Here is a 16,677-nt window from a genome sequence, read left to right as displayed (position 1 = left end):
AAGGGGGCGTGCCTTACTCCGCCGCCTCCGCCACCTTTGCCGGCATCGGCAAATTGCCCATCGACTGCACGATGTGGTTGGCGAGTGCGTCATAAATGCCGCCATAGGCGTGGCTGCCGCGCTTGAGGGCGATCTGCGCGTCGCCCAGCCGGGGCAGGCCAACTTCGTCATTGACCACCCGCATGCCCGGCTGCAGCGCGCTTTCCGGCAGGAAGCCGATGGCCAGGTCGGACAGCACGGCGCTGGAAATGGCGGTGGCGTTGGATGAGGTATAGGCCACTCGATAATCCTTGCCGCTGCGCTCCAGCGCTTCCATCGCGTCCTTGCGCCAGATGCAATATTGCGGCCCGCAGGCGATGGCGATCGGATCGCTGGCCAGCGCCCGCCCGCCATGGCTGGCCACCCAGAACATCTTTTCGGTGCGGAACAGTTCGCCGTAATTCTGCTCGGTGCCCTGCGTGAAGACGATGAGGTCATACCGCCCCGCCCGCATGCCTTCGAGCAGGTGCTCGGACGCCATGCAGGCCACGTCGACCGCAATTTTCGGGTGCGTGCGCTGGAAGCTGGACAGGATCACCGGCAACAGCCGCACCGCATAGTCATCAGGCACGCCAAAGCGGATCGAGCCGGCCAGGTCGCCATCGGAGAAATGGTCGAGAATCTCCGCATTGGTGCGCAGCATCTTGCGGGCGCGGGAATAAAGCGCCTCGCCATGCAGCGTCAGCGTCACGCTGCGCCCGTCGCGAGTCAGCAGCGCCTGCCCCAGGCGTTCCTCGAGCCGCTTGATCTGCATCGACACGGCCGATTGGGTCTTGTTCACCCGGCGCGCCGCCTCGGTGAAGCTGCCACAATCGGCAATGGCACAGAAGCTCTGGAGCTGGTCGAGATCGAGGGGAGCGGTCATGACAACAATCCATCACCCAAATTGATAGAACGGATGAAATCTATTTGTTAGACGAATGGATGTCCAGAGCGCAATGGTACCAATATCGGCGCAAGACCCTGCGACGAACCCCGCCGACCTCCCTTCGGCACAACCACATGTCTGGAGACTTACCATGGCTCTCTCGCTTCCCGGCGAGCGGTCACTCGCGGCCGCTACGCCTGCCAATCCGTTTGTCGCGCTTGCGCGCTGGATCGCCAGGGCGCAAGCCGCTCGTACCCGTCGGGTAGCATTGTCGGCCCTGCTGGAACTGGATCATAACAGGCTCAGCGATCTTGGTATCTCGCGCGACGACGTGGTCGCCGCCCTGGCATGCAACAGCCAGGCCGGCTCCATGCTCAACGCTGCCCGCGCCCGCAGCGCCCGCGTCTGATCAGTCCACGAATTTCGAGTTTGCGCCGGCGCTGCCTCCAGCCGGCGCTTCCCTGTTGGTACGAACGATCTTCACGAGCGCTCGTGCCATCTCCCGGGCCGGTTTTGCCGCCGGTCCCGTTTCCTGATGACTTGCCGGACGGTGCCTCGTGCGCTTGTCCGGCTTTTTTGTCAGGTGAACTGCACCCCGATTTCGAACTCGGTCTTCCACATCGCCGTACAGGCGAACTTGCGCCCGTCATCCATCAGCAGCTCGAACCTGTCGGGTATCCCCACAATGCCGGCGACCTTCAGCCGCGCCCCGGTCTCGGACAGGTTCCGCACCGTGCACTGAAAGGTCGAGAAGCCGTCATTGATGACGATACGGCCACCCTTGAGCACCCGTTGGCGCGGGGCCGCGCGATGTTCATCGGTCATGCCGGACCCTCCGAGCTAGGGGAGCTGGGCGAACCCATCCTTGAAGCCATTGAGCGACACCGGAATGCCGATGCCCTCCTCGGGGGTCTTGAACACCACGAAAATGGCATTGCTCCCGTTCGACAGCGTTTCGATCAGGCTGTCATCGAGCACCACCTCGGCCACGCAGCCATTGGGCAGGCAGCGCACGAAGGCGACGCGCCCCATATCCTTGCCGTCGACATTGAGGCCAAGCCCATTGGGCAGCAGCACGCCGAGCGGCGCCAGCACGCGCAGCAGCCGCGCCTCGCGATCGGCGGTGCGCAGCACGATCACCGACAGGCCCACATTGGGCTGATCCTCGGCCATCACATTCTGGATGATGGCGCATTGCTCGAAGCTGGCGCCGGGCGGCGTATCGCAACTCATCTGCCAGTCGCCATATTGGGCGCGTACCACGCCCTGGCCGAAGCTGGTACCGGCCGTCGCCGCAACCACCGCCAGAGCAAGGCCCAGGCCGGCCAGACAGTGCTTCACAATCCGCTTCACTCTACAATTCTCCCGACGAATCGCGTGCCAACGCGAGGCTTTGTTTGTTTCCGACAGGCAGGGAGCCAAGTCAACCAAGGCCCGGATTTGCTGGGGATATGGCGGCCAAACTGCGGCGACGGTGAGGCGCGGCAGCGGCGGGCGCCGCGCAATATGACGCAGTTGCGGCCCCGCTTGCCGCAATGGACTTGGCGTTTCCGATGTGATTTAGGTCAGGGCAGAGTTTTTCGCTCCGAGGTTGAGTCGGGGCGGCGTTTGCTATGCCGCTGTTTTCGCCCCTCAATCCCGGTGTGGACACACCAATTGAAGTCGACAGGGGGTTTAGGTGACCGGGCAGTTCTTGAAAAAGATGGGGGCTCTATCGGCGGCCGCAATGGCGCTGATTCCAGCTCTGGCCACCGCGCAGGAAGAAGCCGGCTACACCGCCGGCCATCCGCTCCCCGGCCAGTTCCACCTGCAGCGCTCCGTGACGCCGATCATGGACTCCATCACGGCCTTCCACGATGGCATCCTGATGTGGACCATCAGCCTGATCGTGCTGTTCGTGCTGGCGCTGCTGCTGTGGATCGCCTTCCGCTACAATGCCAGGCGCAATCCGGTGCCCGCCGGCTTTACCCACAACACGCTGGTCGAGATCATCTGGACCGTGCTGCCGGTGGTCATCCTGATCATCATCGCCATTCCCTCCTTCGGCGTGCTGAGCGACCAGCTCACCACACCCGATGGCGAGCGCAAGTATCTCGGCTCGAACATCTTCTCGTTCGGCGAAGTCGCGGTTCCGGCGCCCGAACTCACCATCAAGGCCACCGGCCAGCAGTGGTACTGGGACTATGAATATGTCGACCAGGGCCTGGCCTTCACCTCGCTGATCCTCAACGAGGAGGATCGCACCGCGACCAAGCCGGGCCAGCCCCGTCTGCTGGCCGTCGACAACGAACTCGTCGTTCCGGTCGATACCACCGTGCGCGTGCAGGTCACGGCCGATCCGCTCGGCGTCATCCATGCCTTCGCCGTCCCGTCCTTCGGCATCAAGATCGATGCCGTGCCGGGCCGTCTCAACGAAACCTGGTTCAACGCCCGCGAGACCGGCATCTACTACGGTCAGTGCTCGGAGCTTTGCGGCCGCGATCACGCCTTCATGCCGATTGCCGTGCGCGTCGTCACCAAGGAAGAATTTGCAGCCTATATGGCGGCGTTCAAGGATGGCGACTATGCCGCCGCCAGCGCCACGCTTGCGGCAGTGCAGTAAGAACACGGGTCAGGGGAAACAATAAATGGCCGATACCGCTCACCTCGAAGCCCATGCCACTGGACACGACGCTTCATCGCATCATGAGCCCACCGGCTGGCGCCGCTGGGTCTACTCGACCAACCACAAGGACATCGGTGTGATGTACCTGGTCTTCGCGATTTTCGCGGGGGTCATCGGTGGTCTGCTTTCCGGCGTCATGCGCATGGAGCTGCAGGAGCCCGGCATCCAGATTTTCCACGGCCTGGCCGCGATGGTCTACGGTATCGAAGGCGGTGAAGCCCTCGACGCCGGCAAGCACATGTACAATGTGTTCACCACCGCGCATGCGCTGATCATGATCTTCTTCGTGGTCATGCCGGCCACCATGGGCGGCTTCGCCAACTATTTCGCACCGCTTATGATCGGCGCGCCCGACACCGCTTTCCCGCGTATCAACAACATCGCCTTCTGGCTGTTGCCGCCCGCCTTCATCCTGCTGATGCTGAGCCTGTTCTTTGAAGGCACCGGCCCGACCGCGCTCGGTTTCGGTGGCGGCTGGACCATCTACCCGCCGCTCTCCTCTACCGTCGGCCATCCTGGCCCCGCCATGGATTTTGCCATCCTGTCGCTGCATGTGGCCGGCATCAGCTCGATCCTGGGTGCCATCAACCTCATCACCACCATTTTCAACATGCGCGCTCCGGGCATGACGCTGCACAAGATGCCGCTGTTTGCCTGGTCCGTGCTGGTGACCGCGTTCCTGCTGGTGCTGGCGCTGCCGGTGCTGGCCGGCGGCATTACCATGCTGCTGACCGATCGCAACTTCGATACGGCCTTCTTCAAGCCGGCCGAAGGCGGCGATCCGGTGCTGTTCCAGCATCTGTTCTGGTTCTTCGGTCACCCTGAAGTCTACATCATGATCCTGCCGGGCTTCGGCATCGTCAGCCACATCGTCTCGACCTTCAGCCGCAAGCCGATCTTCGGCTACATGGCCATGGCCTACGCCATGGTCGCCATCGGCTTCGTCGGCTTCGTCGTGTGGGCGCACCACATGTACACCACCGGCCTCAGCCTTGACGTGCAGCGCTACTTCGTGGCCGCCACCATGGTCATCGCCGTGCCGACGGGCGTGAAGATCTTCTCGTGGATCGCCACGATGTGGGGCGGCTCGATCACCTTCAAGTCGCCCATGCTCTGGGCCATCGGCTTCATCTTCCTGTTCACCGTCGGTGGCGTGACCGGCGTGGTGCTGGCCAATGCCGGTGCCGACCGCGCCCTGCACGACACCTATTATGTGGTCGCCCACTTCCACTACGTGCTGTCGCTGGGCGCCGTGTTCTCGATCTTCGCGGCCTGGTACTACTGGTACCCCAAGATGTTCGGCTACATGTACAACGAGTTCCTGGCCCAGGCGCATTTCTGGATCATGTTCGTCGGCGTGAACCTGATCTTCTTCCCGCAGCATTTCCTCGGCCTTGCCGGCATGCCGCGCCGCTATATCGACTACCCGGATGCCTTCGGCTTCTTCAACCGCATCTCCTCGATCGGCTACTACATCACCTTCGTCGCCATGCTGGTCTTCTTCTACGCGACCTGGGAAGCCTCCCGTAAGAAGCGCCCGGCCGGTGACAATCCGTGGGGTGAAGGCGCCACGACGCTGGAATGGACCTTGTCCAGCCCGCCGCCGTTCCACCAGTTCACCACGCTGCCGAAGATCGACTCGACCAACGCACACTAACCACGGGCGGGTCGCCTCCGCGCGGCCCGCTTCCATCCAACCAAGGCAAAGCCAGTGGCTCTGATCGACGACAGCAGGAACCTGCCCGGCATGGCCGGCGAAGCGCGCGTGGAGGATTACCTCGCGCTGCTGAAGCCGAGCGTCATGCAACTGGTCGTGTTCACCGCCATCGTCGGCCTGATCGCGGCCCCGGGCGGCATCAATCCCTTCGTCGGCATCATCGCCATCGCCTGCATCGCCATCGGCGCCGGCGCATCGGGTGCGCTGAACATGTGGTACGATGCTGATATCGACGCCGTCATGAGCCGCACGCAGAACCGGCCCATTCCGGCCGGTCGCATCAGCAAGGAAGAAGCCCTGGTCTTCGGCCTTGTGCTGTCGATCTTCTCGGTGGCCCTGCTGGGCCTGGCGACCAACTGGGTCGCGGCCGCGCTGCTGGCCTTCACCATCTTCTTCTATGCCGTCATCTATACGATGTGGCTCAAGCGCTCGACGCCGCAGAACATCGTCATCGGCGGCGCCGCCGGCGCCTTCCCGCCTGTTGTCGGCTGGGCTGCCGTTACCGGCACGGTCTCGTTCGAGAGCGTCGTGCTGTTCCTCATCATCTTCCTGTGGACGCCCCCGCATTTCTGGGCCCTGGCGCTCTACAAGCAGTCTGACTATGGCGCTGCCGGCGTGCCGATGATGCCCAATGTGGTCGGCGAAGCGTCCACCAAGCTGCAGATTTTCGTCTACACGCTGGTTCTCGCCGCCGCCGCCATGCTGCCGACCTGGTTCGGCTTTGCCGGTGGGGTCTATACAACTGTCGCGGTCATCACCGGCGCCTCGTTCATCCTGCTGGCCTGGCGTCTGCTGCGGACCCGCGAGGATGTGGCTATGCGCAAGTCGGCCCGCACGCTGTTCAATTACTCGTTGAGCTATCTGTTCATCGTGTTCTTCGCCTTCATGACCGACAATCTTTTGACCCGCTTCGGGGGCTTTTCCCTATGAGCGCTCCAGATGAAATCCGCAGCGTCGAGATCGAGTCGCCCGAAATTGCCGCCAGGCGCGTCAGGCTGCGCCGCCGCCGCTCCATCGCGCTCGGCATCGCGCTGGCGCTGTTCGCGCTCACCTTCTATGCGCTGACCATCATCAAGATGGGTCCGGCCCTGTTTGACCGGGCGCTCTGATGGCTGAGTTGCATCAATCCGGTATTGACCCCGCAATGGCGCGCCGCAACAAGCGCGTGGCGATGGCCGGCATGTTTATCGCTGTCGGCATGGTCGGCGTGGCCTATGCTTCGGTGCCGCTCTACCAGCTCTTCTGCCAGGTCACCGGTTTCGGTGGCACGCCGCAAACGGCCGTCGATAGCCCCAAGGGCGCCATTGCACGGCAGATGACCGTGCGCTTCGACTCCAATGTCGCCAATGACTTGGCCTGGACCGTGAAGCCCGCCGCCCATATCACCGACAATATCGGCAAGGTCGATACGGTCAACTACGTGGCCACCAACTATTCGGACAAGCCAATCACCGGCATGGCCGTATTCAACGTCTCGCCTGAACGGGCAGGCGTCTACTTCAACAAGATCGAATGCTTCTGCTTCACCGAGCAGACGCTGCAGCCCGGCGAGACCGTGGATATGCCGATCGTGTTCTTCGTCGATCCCGAGCTTGACGACAACCAAGAGCTCGACACCATCAAAGAGATCACGCTCTCTTACACTTTCTACGCTTCAGACAACGAGGGAAGCTGACCATGGCCGCAATAGCCAAGAACCACGACTATCACATGGTCGAACCCAGCCCATGGCCGTTTGTCATGTCGGCCGCAGTGCTGGTGATGGCCATCGGCGCCGTCTCCTGGATGCACCACTGGACCCCGTGGATTTTCTTCGTCGGCCTCGCTGGCGTGCTCTACACCATGTATGCGTGGTGGAGCGACGTCATCAAGGAAGCGAACCAGGGCGACCACACCCCGGTCGTGCAGATGCACCACCGCTACGGCATGATGCTGTTCATCGCCTCCGAAGTGATGGTGTTCTTCGGTTTCTTCTGGGCCTATTTCGATGGCTTCTTCCGTCTCGACGACGTCGAGCAATATGCCCGCGTCGCCGCCACGTCGGGCATCTGGCCGCCGACCGGCGTCGAGCTGTTCGATCCCTTCCACCTGCCGCTGTTCAACACGCTGCTGCTGCTGACCTCGGGCACCACGGTCACCTGGGCGCACCATGCGCTGCTCGAGGGCGACCGCGACGGCCTCAAGTGGGGCCTGGTGCTGACCGTGCTGCTCGGCGCGCTGTTTACCGGCGTGCAGGCGCTGGAATATAGCGAAGCCGGCTTTGCCTTCAGCCACAACATGTATGGTGCCACCTTCTTCATGGCCACCGGCCTGCACGGCTTCCACGTGCTGATCGGCACCATCTTCCTGCTGGTCTGCCTGATCCGCGCGCTGCGGGGCGATTTCACCCCCGAACGCCACCTCGGTTTCGAATTCGCCGCCTGGTACTGGCATTTCGTCGACGTGGTCTGGCTGTTCCTGTTTGCCTCGATCTATGTCTGGGGCAGCTGGGGCGTGGCGATCCACCACTAGATCCGCCCGGACGCGATTTACGGGGCGCAGCCGCAAGCTGCGCCCCGCTTTGTTTGGAGAGCCGCTTGTCCCAGTCGTCGCCCATCCTCACCGGCCTCATGTGCCGCTGCCCGCGTTGCGGCGAGGGCAGGCTGTTTGCCGGCTACCTCAAGGTGGCGCCCGCCTGCGCGGTCTGCGGGCTCGATCTCAAATTCGCCGATAGCGGCGACGGCCCGGCCATTTTCGTCATCTTCCTCGTGGCGCCCATCATCGTCCTGCTGGCGCTCGTGGTCGGCGCGCTGTTCAATCCGCCGCCCTATATCCACCTGATCCTGTGGATTCCGGCGACGCTGATCCTGTCGCTGCTGCTGTTGCCGCCGTTCAAGGGCGTACTGGTGTCGCTGCAATACCGGCACGACGCCCATGAGGGACACCAATGAGCCAGGAGCGCCGCCCCAACCCGGTCATGACCTGGATCTTCGTGGCGCTGATGCTGGCGCTGGCGGCCACCTGCACCTGGCTCGGCACCTGGCAGATGCACCGGCTGGCCGAAAAGGAAGCGCTCATCGCCGCCGTGGATGCCCGGCTCGGCGCCGACCCGGTGCCGGTGCCCCCTGTCGCCGACTGGGCCGCGCTCGATCTCGACGCGTTCAATTTCCAGCCGGTCTCGCTGTCAGGCAGCTTCCGCTACAACCAGACGGTGACGGTGTTCACCAGCCTCGCCAATGCACGCGGCCCGGCATCGGGCCCCGGCTACTGGGTGGTCACCCCCTTCGTATTGGCCGATGGCGGCACGGTCTTCGTCAATCGCGGTTTCGTCCCCCAGGATTTCCAGGAAGCCGCCGTTACCGATACGCAGGGCGACGACGGCCAGGTTACCATCGCCGGCCTGCTGCGTCCGGCCGAAGCCGCCGGCTTCATGACCCCCGGTCCCGACACCTCCAACCGCATCGAATGGGTGCGCGACCCCGCCCGGCTCGCGGCCATGGTCGATCCTGCTCTGGCCCCCTTCGCCCCGTTCTATGTCGACCTCCCCGCCGGTCCCGCCGGCGAGCTGCCGCAGGGCGGCGAAACCGTCGTCGAATTCCCCAACAATCACCTGGGCTACGCCTATACCTGGTACGGCTTCGCCATCGTCGCCGTCGTCATGCTCGGCTTCTGGTTCGCCCGCCAGCGCTCCGCCGGCAAGAGCTGAGCCGGCAAACTTGCGGCTCAGCCCCTCTTTGACTAGGTTGCAACAATTCTAAAAGGGCTCTTCCCCCGAATGCAGTTTGTTTCAACGCGCGGCCAGGCGCCCGTGCTCGGCTTCTCTGACGCGGTTCTCGCTGGCCTGGGTTCCGATGGCGGCCTCTATGTGCCGCAGAGCTGGCCCCGGCTCAGCCCCGCCGAGATATCAGCTTTCGCGGGCAAGCCCTATGCCGACGTCGCCTATGCCATCATCAGCCGCTTCACCGGCGACGAGATCGCGCCACAAAAGCTCAAGGTCATCATCGACGAAGCCTATGCCGCCTTCCGCCACCCCTCGGTGACGCCGCTGCTGGAGATCGAGCCCAACCATTTCGTGCTGGAACTGTTCCATGGGCCCACCCTGGCCTTCAAGGACGTGGCCATGCAGTTCCTGAGCCGGGTGATGGACCATATCCTCGCCGACCGCGGGCTCAAGGCGACCATCGTCGGCGCCACTTCGGGCGATACCGGCTCCGCCGCCATCGAAGCCTTTCGCGGCCGCGACACCACCGACATCTTCATCCTGCATCCCCAGGGCCGCACGTCGTCCGTGCAGCGCCTGCAGATGACCACCGTGCTCGACGCCAATGTCCACAATATCGCGCTCGAAGGCACGTTCGACGACTGCCAGAACATCGTCAAGGCGCTGTTCAACAACCACAAATTCCGCGACAGCGTGCGTCTCTCCGGCGTCAACTCCATCAATTGGGGCCGCATCGTCGCGCAGATCGTCTACTACTTCACATCGGCGGTCTCCCTCGGCAGCCCGCACCGCCAGGTGAGCTTCACCGTGCCGACCGGCAATTTCGGCGATATCTTCGCCGGCTATTGTGCCAAGGCCATGGGCCTGCCCATCGACAAGCTCATCATCGCCACCAATGCCAACGACATCCTGCGCCGCACCATCGATACCGGCCGCTACGAAATGGATGGCGTGGCCCCCACCATCAGCCCCTCGATGGATATCCAGATCTCCTCGAATTTCGAACGCCTGCTGTTCGAAAGCGCCGGCCGCGATGCCGATGCTGTTATCCGCATGATGGACGGCCTCAAGCAGTCGGGCGGCTTCGCCTTGCCGGACCGGGCGCTCGCCGCCATCCGCCGTGATTTCGCCGCCGGCACCACCGGCGAGGCCGAGACCAAGGCGACCATTGCCGCGACCCTCAAAGCATCGGGCTATCTGCTCGATCCTCATACCGCTGTCGGCGCCCATGTGGCGCGCGCTCATCTGGGCACGACGCCCATGGTGACGCTGGCCACCGCCCATCCGGCCAAGTTCCCGGCCGCCGTCAAGGAAGCCTCCGGCATCGAGCCGGAACTTCCGGCCTGGCTGGCCGATCTTCATTCGCGGCAGGAGCGTCTCAGCGTCCTTGCCAACGACCAGGCTGCGGTCGAAAACTTCATCTCGGCGCGTACGCGCGCTGCCTGACGAAACGGGGGCCGGGTGGTCGCTCGACCGCCAGGCCTCGTGGAGGAGCCTCGCGTGAGCGTACGATCGACGACCCTTGATAATGGCATGGTGGTCCTTACCGACGACATGCCCCATCTCGAAAGTGCTTCCCTTGGCGTATGGGTCAAGGCCGGCGCGCGCAGCGAGCGCAAGGCCGAGCACGGTATTTCCCACTTGCTCGAACACATGGCCTTCAAGGGCACGCAGTCGCGCACGGCGCTCGAAATCGCCGAGGCTATCGAGAATGTCGGCGGCGACCTCAACGCCGCCACCTCCATCGAACATACGGGCTATTTCGCCCGCGTCCTCAAGGATGACGTGGTGCTGGCCGCCGATATCCTCAGCGATATCCTGCAGAATTCCCTGTTCGAGGACGACGAACTGACCCGCGAGAAGCAGGTTATCGTGCAGGAAATCGGGGCGGCCCGCGACAATCCTGATGACCACGTATTCGACCTGTTCCAGGAAGCGGCCTTCCCCACCCAGCCAATCGGCCGCACCATCCTGGGCACCGTGGATTCGGTGCGCGAATTCAATCCGGACACGATCCGCAAATATATGGGCCGCAACTATGTCGGCGACCACATGGTGATGGCCGCCGCCGGCAATGTCGATCATGACCAGTTGGTCGACGTGGCCCGCGAACGCTTTGCCACTCTCAAGCCCAATGGTGCGCCGGCGCCGCAGCGCGCCGAATATCATGGTGGCGAGGAGCGGCTGATCTCCGAGCACGAGCAGGCCCATATCGTCGTCGGCTTCGAAGGCCGCGCCTACAATGCCGATGGCTTCTATGCCGCGCAGGTGCTGGCTTCCATTCTGGGCGGCGGCATGAGTTCGCGCCTGTTCCAGGAGGTGCGTGAAAAGCGCGGCCTCTGCTACTCGGTCTATTCCTTCCACTGGGCTTTTGCCGATAGCGGCGTGTTCGGCGTGGCCGCGGCGACCGGCGAGGACGAGGTTGCCGAACTGGTTCCCGTCGTGCTCGATGAGCTCAAGCGCGCCACCGAGAATATCACCGAAGACGAAGTCATCCGCGTGCGCAACCAGATCAGGGCAGGGCTGCTGATGTCGCTGGAAAGCCCTTCGGCCCGCGCCGGCCAGTTGGCGCGTCAGCAGATTCTGTGGGGCCGCCCCATTCCCATGCAGGAAACGGTGGACCGCATCACCGCCATCACCGCCCGGCGGGTGCAGGATGTTGCCGAGCAGATCTTCATGCAGGGCACGCCCACGCTGGCGGGCATTGGGCCTATCGGCAATCTCGCCGATATCGGCACGATTGGCGATCACCTCAAGCGCTGAGTCCAACACGCCATGCTGTGGCCCTGGTCATCCCCCGCTCCCCTGATTGCCCTGCGCGGGCCGCGCGTCCTGCTGCGCCTGCCGCAGATGGGCGACTATGACGCCTGGTATGCGCTGCGCCGGTCCAGCCGCGATTTCCTCCGGCCGTTCGAGCCGCGCTGGACCGAGGCCGATCTCGGCCGCCGCGTCTTCGCGACGCGGGTCAAGCGGGCGCGCGAGGAAGCCGGGGAGGGGAGCGACTATTCCTTCTTCATTTTCCTGTCCGCCGCGCGGCAGGAGACATTGGTGGGCGGCATCACCCTGTCCAATATCCGCCGCCGCGCTGCGCAATTCGTCAATCTCGGCTATTGGATGGGCCAGTCCTTCGCCGGCCAGGGCCTGATGAGCGAAGCCGTCGGCGTCAGCCTGCCCTTCGTCTTTGATACGCTGGACCTGCACCGCATCCACGCCGCCTTCCTCCCCGGCAACGCCGCCTCCCGCCGCGTCCTCGAGAAAAACGGCTTCGCCGAGGAAGGCTTCGCCGAGAACTACCTGCAGATCAACGGCCGCTGGGAAGATCATGTCCTGTTCGGCCTGACCCGGGAACGCTACGAACTGGGGCGCTACCTGCGCCGGGTATAGTAGCGCGCGCCCGGGGCGCAACCCGATCCCGCCCCACCCCCATTCCCTCCCCCCAGGGAAGGGAGGCGCATGACCGCGTTTCAGGTTTCACGCGATAGGTCCGTAGCTACGGAGGAGGCTTCCCTCCCCCTTGTGGGCTTCGAACCGGCCGTAGGCAAAATCGCTCCAGTGGAGCGATTTTAGGTGAGAAGGAATGAGGGTGGGGGTCCGCCACGAACGCGATATTCGCTCCACGTCAAGCCCACGCATGACGATCGGTTAAAGTGGCACCCTTGCCACCCACCCTCGATGACACCGAGGGAGAGGATCGCGCGGTGCTCCACTTACCCATCTTATCCCCCACCCCGGGCGTCCGGAGGCCAGCCGGGGGAGTGGAGGTCGCGCTCCGCTCCGGGTCGAGCGGACGAGGCGTTTGGGCGGGGTGCTACGGCTAACCGCCAGGGCCTGCGATCGCGCCGTCCGAGCAAGTCCCGGCATCCCGAGACGGCTTCCGTCTCATTACTAAATTTACCAGAGGCGAAGGCCGTCTCGGGATCCGCACGATGCCAGTTTGGCATGCGTCCATCTATCGATAACCGCATCGCAGGCGGCGCTTGCGCTCGTCCCGATGGCATAACTGTTGCCATTCGGCAACAGCCCGCCATGCTTGTCGCCCGCGCCAATCCCCGCTACCAAAGGGCGCTCCCGCCAAGAGGATGCCGTTTCAGCGCCGGGCTGCCTTGCGCCTCTCGCCGGAACGCTGCCACAATGAAGCCTACCGCAGGATATAATCGCCCCTGATGCGTCACCTCTTTGCACTCGCGATGTGTCTTGCGTTCGCGCTGGCCGCCTACGCTCCCACTGCCGCTTTCGAAGTCATCTCGGTTCCCGAAGACGTCAATGCCGTCAATCTTTCCGATGTGATCGAGGTCCAGCCCGGCACCGATGGCCGCGTGCAATTGTCCACCGCGCCGGGCGAGGATGGCATCATTCGCCGCATCGAGGTGCTGGCGAGCGAGCAGGGGACCGATCCCGATTTCGCGCTGTTCGCCCTGCGCAACGAAAGCGACCAGCAGATCGAACGCTTGCTGGTGGCGCCATTCTTCCGCCTGCCGGGCTCGGGAATTTTCCAGCCCGACCTGGGCGACGATCGCCTCAAGGCCCTGACGCCGAGCGCCGGCATCCGCCCCGTCCGTCTCGCCGACAGCGAGGCCGACGTTTTCGAGGTGACGCTCGACCCCGGCGCGACGGTGACCTTCGTGGCCGAGCTCTCCGGCCAGCAATTGCCCGAACTCTACCTGTGGCAGCCCAATGGCTACCGCGACTATGTGAATTCCTTCACCCTGTTCCGCGGCGTGGTGCTGGGCGTCGCCTCGCTGGCGGCGGTGTTCCTCACCATCATGTTCGTGGTCAAGGGGCGCGGCATCTTCCCGGCCACGGCGGCTTTCGCCTGGGCGGTGCTGATTTACCTGCTGATCGATTTCGGCGTGCTGGGGCGCATTCTCGGCCTGCCGGCAGGAGGTATGCAGCCCCTGCGGGCCGCGGCGGAGGCGGGCATAGCCACGACGCTTGCTGGGTTCCTGTTCATCTATCTCAATCTTCACCGCTGGCATCTGCGCTTCATCCACCTGGCGCTGGGCCTGGCGGCCCTGTTCCTGGCGCTCTTCGCCTTCGCCTTCTTCCAGCCCGCCATAGCCGCGACCATCGCGCGGCTGGTGCTGGCACTGCTCGGCGTCTCCGGCTTCTTCCTCATCCTGCTGCTGGCCCTGCGCGGCTATGACCGCGCCGTGCTGCTGGTGCCCACCTGGATCATCCTGATTTCCTGGCTGTTCTATTCCTGGCTGGTGGTGACCGGCCAGGTTTCCAACGATGTGGCCCAGCCCGCCGTGGGCGGCGGCCTCGTACTTATCGTCATGCTGCTCGGCTTTACCGCGGTGCAGCACGCCTTCTCCGAAGGACAGGTTTCCATCGGCACCCTGTCCGAGGTGGAACGGCGCGCCTTGGCGCTGACCGGCTCGGGCGACTTCGTCTTCGACTGGAATATCGAGCGCGACCGTGTCTCGGTCAGCGACGAACTGGCCACCCGCCTCGGCGAGAAGCGCGGCGCGCTGCGCGGCGCCATCAAGCGCTGGCTCGACCGGGTCCACCCCGATGACCGCGATCGTTTCCGCACCGCCTTCGACACACTGGTCGAATTGCGCCGCGGCAAGGTGTCGGCCGATATGCGCGTGGCCGGCCACGATGGCAGCTATCGCAGTTTTCGCATGCGGGTGAAGCCGGTTCTGGGCGGCGACGGCCAGGTCAACCGCATCGTCGGCACATTGCAGGACGTCACCGAAGACCGCGCCGCCCGCGAGCGCCTGCTGCACGATGCCGTGCATGACAGCCTGACCGGCCTGCCCAATCGCCAGCTCTTCCTCGATCGGCTGGAGCGCGCACTCGTCCGCGCCCGCACGCCGGGCGGCACCAAGCCGGCCGTGTTCCTCATCGATATCGACCGCTTCATGGAGCTGGAGGAGCGCATCGGCCATTCGGCGGCGGATTCGGTGCTGCTGGCCATTTCACGTCGCATCGCCCGCATCATGCGCCCGCTCGATACCGTGGCCCGCGTCACCGGCGACCAGTTCGCGGTGATCCTGGCTTCCGAGCAGGCTGCCGGCAAGATCGCCGAGACCGCCGAGCAGATCCGCAAGGCGCTCAAGGCTCCGTTCAATTTTGGCGACCGCGACCTGACGCTCTCCGCTTCCATCGGCGTCACCATTTATGACAGCAACCCGGCGACGGCAGCCGACGTGCTGCGCGATGCCGAGCTGGCCATGTATTATGCCAAGCGCCTGGGCGGCGACCGCATCGAGGCCTATCGCGCCTCGGCCCGTTCCATTGCCGCCTATAACCGCGCCAGCGAGGAAGACCTCGAACGCGGCATGAAGCAGGGCGAATTGCATGTGCAGTTCCAGCCGGTGACCGATATCCAGACCGGCCAGATTGCCGGCGCCGAGGCGCTGATGCGCTGGATTCACCCCACCCGCGGCGTGGTCAATCCCGACGAATTCGTGCCGCTGGCCGAACGCTCGGGTCAGATCGAGAAGCTCGGACGCCTGGCCTTCGAACAGTCCGCCGCCCAGGCCAGGGACTGGATGACGGCCTTCGGCCTGCCCGAGGAATTCTTCATTTCGGTGAACCTATCGCCCACCCAATTGGCCACCGAGACCTTGCTCAACGACATGCGGAGCCTGGTCAGTCAGGACAAGGAACTGGCCAGTCACCTCAAGCTCGAAATCACCGAGAGCCAGGTGATGACCAATCCCGAGCATTCCGCCTATATGCTGCAGGCCCTGCGCAATCTCGGGCTGGGCCTGGCGCTCGACGATTTCGGCACCGGCCATTCGTCGCTGAGTTACCTGCACCGTTTCCCATTCGACACGATCAAGATTCCTGCGCCCTTCGTGAAAATGGGCGGCACCACGGGCATCGCCCACACGCAGGCGCCGATCATCAAGGCCGTGGTCGCGCTGGCCACCGATCTCGACCTGATGGTGATCGCCGAAGGCGTCGAGACGCTGGACGAGATCGAACGGCTGCGCCAGCTCAACTGCCGCTACGCCCAGGGCTTCGCCTTTGGCGCCGCCATGACAGGCGCCGAATTCGGCAAGAAGCTGGCCACCCAGTTAGGGAAGTAGCTCAGGCATGCCCGGCATCGGGGCTCAGCGTGGCCCGCGTGATCCGCAGGCTCGCCAGCGCCGCCTCGTAGCGATCTTCCACCGGGGTCTCGAACAGCAGCTCCCGGCTGAACGGCGCGGTAAGCCAGCCATTGTCGCCGATTTCGCCCTCGAGCTGACCGGCGCTCCAGCCGCAGCAACCGAGGGCGAACAGCGACGAGCGCGGTGCGGGACCAAAGGCCATGGCCTTGAGGATATCCAGCGTTGCCGTCAGGCAGATTCCATCGGTCACCGGATAGCTGTTGCCGCTGCTATAGTCCGACGAATGCAGCACGAAGCCGCGCCCCTTTTCCACCGGCCCGCCCCGCATGACCGTGCGCTGCCGGACGGCATCGGGCAGCCGGATGACCGCATCGGGATCGCCCAGGTCGAGTTCGTCGAGAATGTCGGCAAAGCGCAGGTTGGCCAGTTCGTGATTGACCACGATGCCCATCGCCCCCTCGCTGCCATGGCCGACGAGCAGGATGACGCTTTCCGCGAAGCGCTCGTCGCTCATGTCGGGCATGGCGACGAGAAATTGTCCTTCGAGCGAGTTCATGGAGCAATTGTAGGCACGCTCGGCGCTGCTGCCAAGTTACGATGCCTTGTAGGACCGGGCATCACGAA

At 64.1% G+C, this 16,677-nt stretch carries 17 protein-coding genes; 13 read left to right on the top strand and 4 right to left on the bottom strand.

Annotated features, from left to right (window positions below):
* Nucleotides 1-13 precede the first annotated feature (13 nt).
* On the bottom strand, nucleotides 14-904 hold the full coding sequence (locus tag ASD80_RS01690) for a LysR family transcriptional regulator (protein WP_056228021.1): 891 nt from the start codon (nucleotides 902-904) through the stop codon (nucleotides 14-16).
* A 154-nt stretch (nucleotides 905-1,058) separates the two neighbouring features.
* Between ASD80_RS01690 and ASD80_RS18675 the strand changes: the two genes are divergently transcribed.
* Nucleotides 1,059-1,316, top strand: a complete 258-nt coding sequence (locus ASD80_RS18675; RefSeq protein ID WP_156460273.1) for a hypothetical protein — start codon at nucleotides 1,059-1,061, stop codon at nucleotides 1,314-1,316.
* Between the two features lie 170 nt (nucleotides 1,317-1,486).
* On the opposite strand, the gene ASD80_RS01685 is transcribed toward ASD80_RS18675, so the two are convergent.
* On the bottom strand, nucleotides 1,487-1,732 hold the full coding sequence (locus ASD80_RS01685; protein WP_056228017.1) for a PilZ domain-containing protein: 246 nt from the start codon (nucleotides 1,730-1,732) through the stop codon (nucleotides 1,487-1,489).
* A 15-nt stretch (nucleotides 1,733-1,747) separates the two neighbouring features.
* Complete coding sequence (locus tag ASD80_RS01680) at nucleotides 1,748-2,260, bottom strand: invasion associated locus B family protein (protein WP_413813352.1); 513 nt, start codon at nucleotides 2,258-2,260, stop codon at nucleotides 1,748-1,750.
* Nucleotides 2,261-2,633: 373 nt separating this feature from the next.
* On the opposite strand from ASD80_RS01680, the gene coxB reads away from it, so the two are divergent.
* The 12 genes from coxB (at nucleotide 2,634) to ASD80_RS01620 (ending at nucleotide 16,032) form a co-directional block, all read left to right on the top strand.
* A complete protein-coding gene (gene coxB / locus ASD80_RS01675) occupies nucleotides 2,634-3,509 on the top strand; it encodes a cytochrome c oxidase subunit II (RefSeq protein ID WP_056228014.1) in 876 nt (291 codons plus the stop codon).
* A gap of 25 nt (nucleotides 3,510-3,534) precedes the next feature.
* Entirely contained in the window at nucleotides 3,535-5,229 is a 1,695-nt protein-coding gene (gene ctaD, locus ASD80_RS01670; RefSeq protein ID WP_056228011.1) for a cytochrome c oxidase subunit I, read from the top strand.
* A gap of 54 nt (nucleotides 5,230-5,283) precedes the next feature.
* The gene (locus tag ASD80_RS01665) at nucleotides 5,284-6,219 is read left to right on the top strand and encodes a heme o synthase (RefSeq protein WP_056228008.1); all 936 of its coding nucleotides are present in this window, start codon (nucleotides 5,284-5,286) and stop codon (nucleotides 6,217-6,219) included.
* Nucleotides 6,216-6,398 carry a hypothetical protein gene (locus ASD80_RS01660; RefSeq protein ID WP_056228006.1) on the top strand — a complete coding sequence of 61 codons (183 nt, stop codon included), beginning with the start codon at nucleotides 6,216-6,218 and terminating at the stop codon, nucleotides 6,396-6,398. The genes ASD80_RS01665 and ASD80_RS01660 overlap by 4 nt, the downstream gene beginning before the upstream one ends.
* Nucleotides 6,398-6,964, top strand: a complete 567-nt coding sequence (locus tag ASD80_RS01655; protein ID WP_056228002.1) for a cytochrome c oxidase assembly protein — start codon at nucleotides 6,398-6,400, stop codon at nucleotides 6,962-6,964. The genes ASD80_RS01660 and ASD80_RS01655 overlap by 1 nt, the downstream gene beginning before the upstream one ends.
* Nucleotides 6,965-6,966: 2 nt before the next feature.
* Nucleotides 6,967-7,800, top strand: a complete 834-nt coding sequence (locus ASD80_RS01650; protein WP_056227999.1) for a cytochrome c oxidase subunit 3 — start codon at nucleotides 6,967-6,969, stop codon at nucleotides 7,798-7,800.
* A 65-nt stretch (nucleotides 7,801-7,865) separates the two neighbouring features.
* Nucleotides 7,866-8,219, top strand: coding sequence for a DUF983 domain-containing protein (locus ASD80_RS01645; protein WP_244488903.1), 354 nt, complete (start codon nucleotides 7,866-7,868; stop codon nucleotides 8,217-8,219).
* Nucleotides 8,216-8,974 carry an SURF1 family protein gene (locus tag ASD80_RS01640; RefSeq protein ID WP_056227996.1) on the top strand — a complete coding sequence of 253 codons (759 nt, stop codon included), beginning with the start codon at nucleotides 8,216-8,218 and terminating at the stop codon, nucleotides 8,972-8,974. Before ASD80_RS01645 ends, ASD80_RS01640 begins: the two co-directional genes overlap by 4 nt.
* 69 nt (nucleotides 8,975-9,043) lie before the next feature.
* A complete protein-coding gene (thrC, locus tag ASD80_RS01635) occupies nucleotides 9,044-10,435 on the top strand; it encodes a threonine synthase (protein ID WP_056227993.1) in 1,392 nt (463 codons plus the stop codon).
* Between the two features lie 54 nt (nucleotides 10,436-10,489).
* Entirely contained in the window at nucleotides 10,490-11,752 is a 1,263-nt protein-coding gene (locus ASD80_RS01630) for a M16 family metallopeptidase (protein ID WP_156460272.1), read from the top strand.
* A 12-nt stretch (nucleotides 11,753-11,764) separates the two neighbouring features.
* Nucleotides 11,765-12,373 carry a GNAT family N-acetyltransferase gene (locus tag ASD80_RS01625; protein ID WP_056227986.1) on the top strand — a complete coding sequence of 203 codons (609 nt, stop codon included), beginning with the start codon at nucleotides 11,765-11,767 and terminating at the stop codon, nucleotides 12,371-12,373.
* A gap of 803 nt (nucleotides 12,374-13,176) precedes the next feature.
* Nucleotides 13,177-16,032: an EAL domain-containing protein gene (locus ASD80_RS01620; protein ID WP_244488902.1), complete on the top strand. Its 2,856-nt coding sequence runs from the start codon at nucleotides 13,177-13,179 to the stop codon at nucleotides 16,030-16,032.
* A 1-nt stretch (nucleotide 16,033) separates the two neighbouring features.
* Here the strand turns inward: ASD80_RS01620 and ASD80_RS01615 are convergent, their stop codons facing one another.
* Nucleotides 16,034-16,609 (bottom strand): YqgE/AlgH family protein, encoded by a 576-nt coding sequence (locus tag ASD80_RS01615; RefSeq protein WP_056227980.1) that lies wholly within the window; start codon nucleotides 16,607-16,609, stop codon nucleotides 16,034-16,036.
* Nucleotides 16,610-16,677 lie beyond the last annotated feature (68 nt).

Origin of the sequence: Devosia sp. Root635 (genome assembly GCF_001427605.1) — a bacterium.
In the GTDB taxonomy this organism is placed as follows: Bacteria; Pseudomonadota; Alphaproteobacteria; order Rhizobiales; family Devosiaceae; genus Devosia.
Note: the sequence above shows the minus strand (reverse complement) of the source record. Positions and strands in the feature narration are given on the sequence as shown.

Bases quoted from the DNA above. Each gene is read 5' to 3' on its own strand.
- ASD80_RS01690 (WP_056228021.1), bottom strand. From the start codon at position 904: ATGACCGCTCCCCTCGATCTCGACCAGCTCCAGAGCTTCTGTGCCATT.
- ASD80_RS18675 (WP_156460273.1), top strand. From the start codon at position 1,059: ATGGCTCTCTCGCTTCCCGGCGAGCGGTCACTCGCGGCCGCTACGCCT.
- ASD80_RS01685 (WP_056228017.1), bottom strand. From the start codon at position 1,732: ATGACCGATGAACATCGCGCGGCCCCGCGCCAACGGGTGCTCAAGGGT.
- coxB (WP_056228014.1), top strand. From the start codon at position 2,634: ATGGCGCTGATTCCAGCTCTGGCCACCGCGCAGGAAGAAGCCGGCTAC.
- ctaD (WP_056228011.1), top strand. From the start codon at position 3,535: ATGGCCGATACCGCTCACCTCGAAGCCCATGCCACTGGACACGACGCT.
- ASD80_RS01660 (WP_056228006.1), top strand. From the start codon at position 6,216: ATGAGCGCTCCAGATGAAATCCGCAGCGTCGAGATCGAGTCGCCCGAA.
- ASD80_RS01655 (WP_056228002.1), top strand. From the start codon at position 6,398: ATGGCTGAGTTGCATCAATCCGGTATTGACCCCGCAATGGCGCGCCGC.
- ASD80_RS01650 (WP_056227999.1), top strand. From the start codon at position 6,967: ATGGCCGCAATAGCCAAGAACCACGACTATCACATGGTCGAACCCAGC.
- ASD80_RS01640 (WP_056227996.1), top strand. From the start codon at position 8,216: ATGAGCCAGGAGCGCCGCCCCAACCCGGTCATGACCTGGATCTTCGTG.
- thrC (WP_056227993.1), top strand. From the start codon at position 9,044: ATGCAGTTTGTTTCAACGCGCGGCCAGGCGCCCGTGCTCGGCTTCTCT.
- ASD80_RS01625 (WP_056227986.1), top strand. From the start codon at position 11,765: ATGCTGTGGCCCTGGTCATCCCCCGCTCCCCTGATTGCCCTGCGCGGG.
- ASD80_RS01620 (WP_244488902.1), top strand. From the start codon at position 13,177: ATGTGTCTTGCGTTCGCGCTGGCCGCCTACGCTCCCACTGCCGCTTTC.
- ASD80_RS01615 (WP_056227980.1), bottom strand. From the start codon at position 16,609: ATGAACTCGCTCGAAGGACAATTTCTCGTCGCCATGCCCGACATGAGC.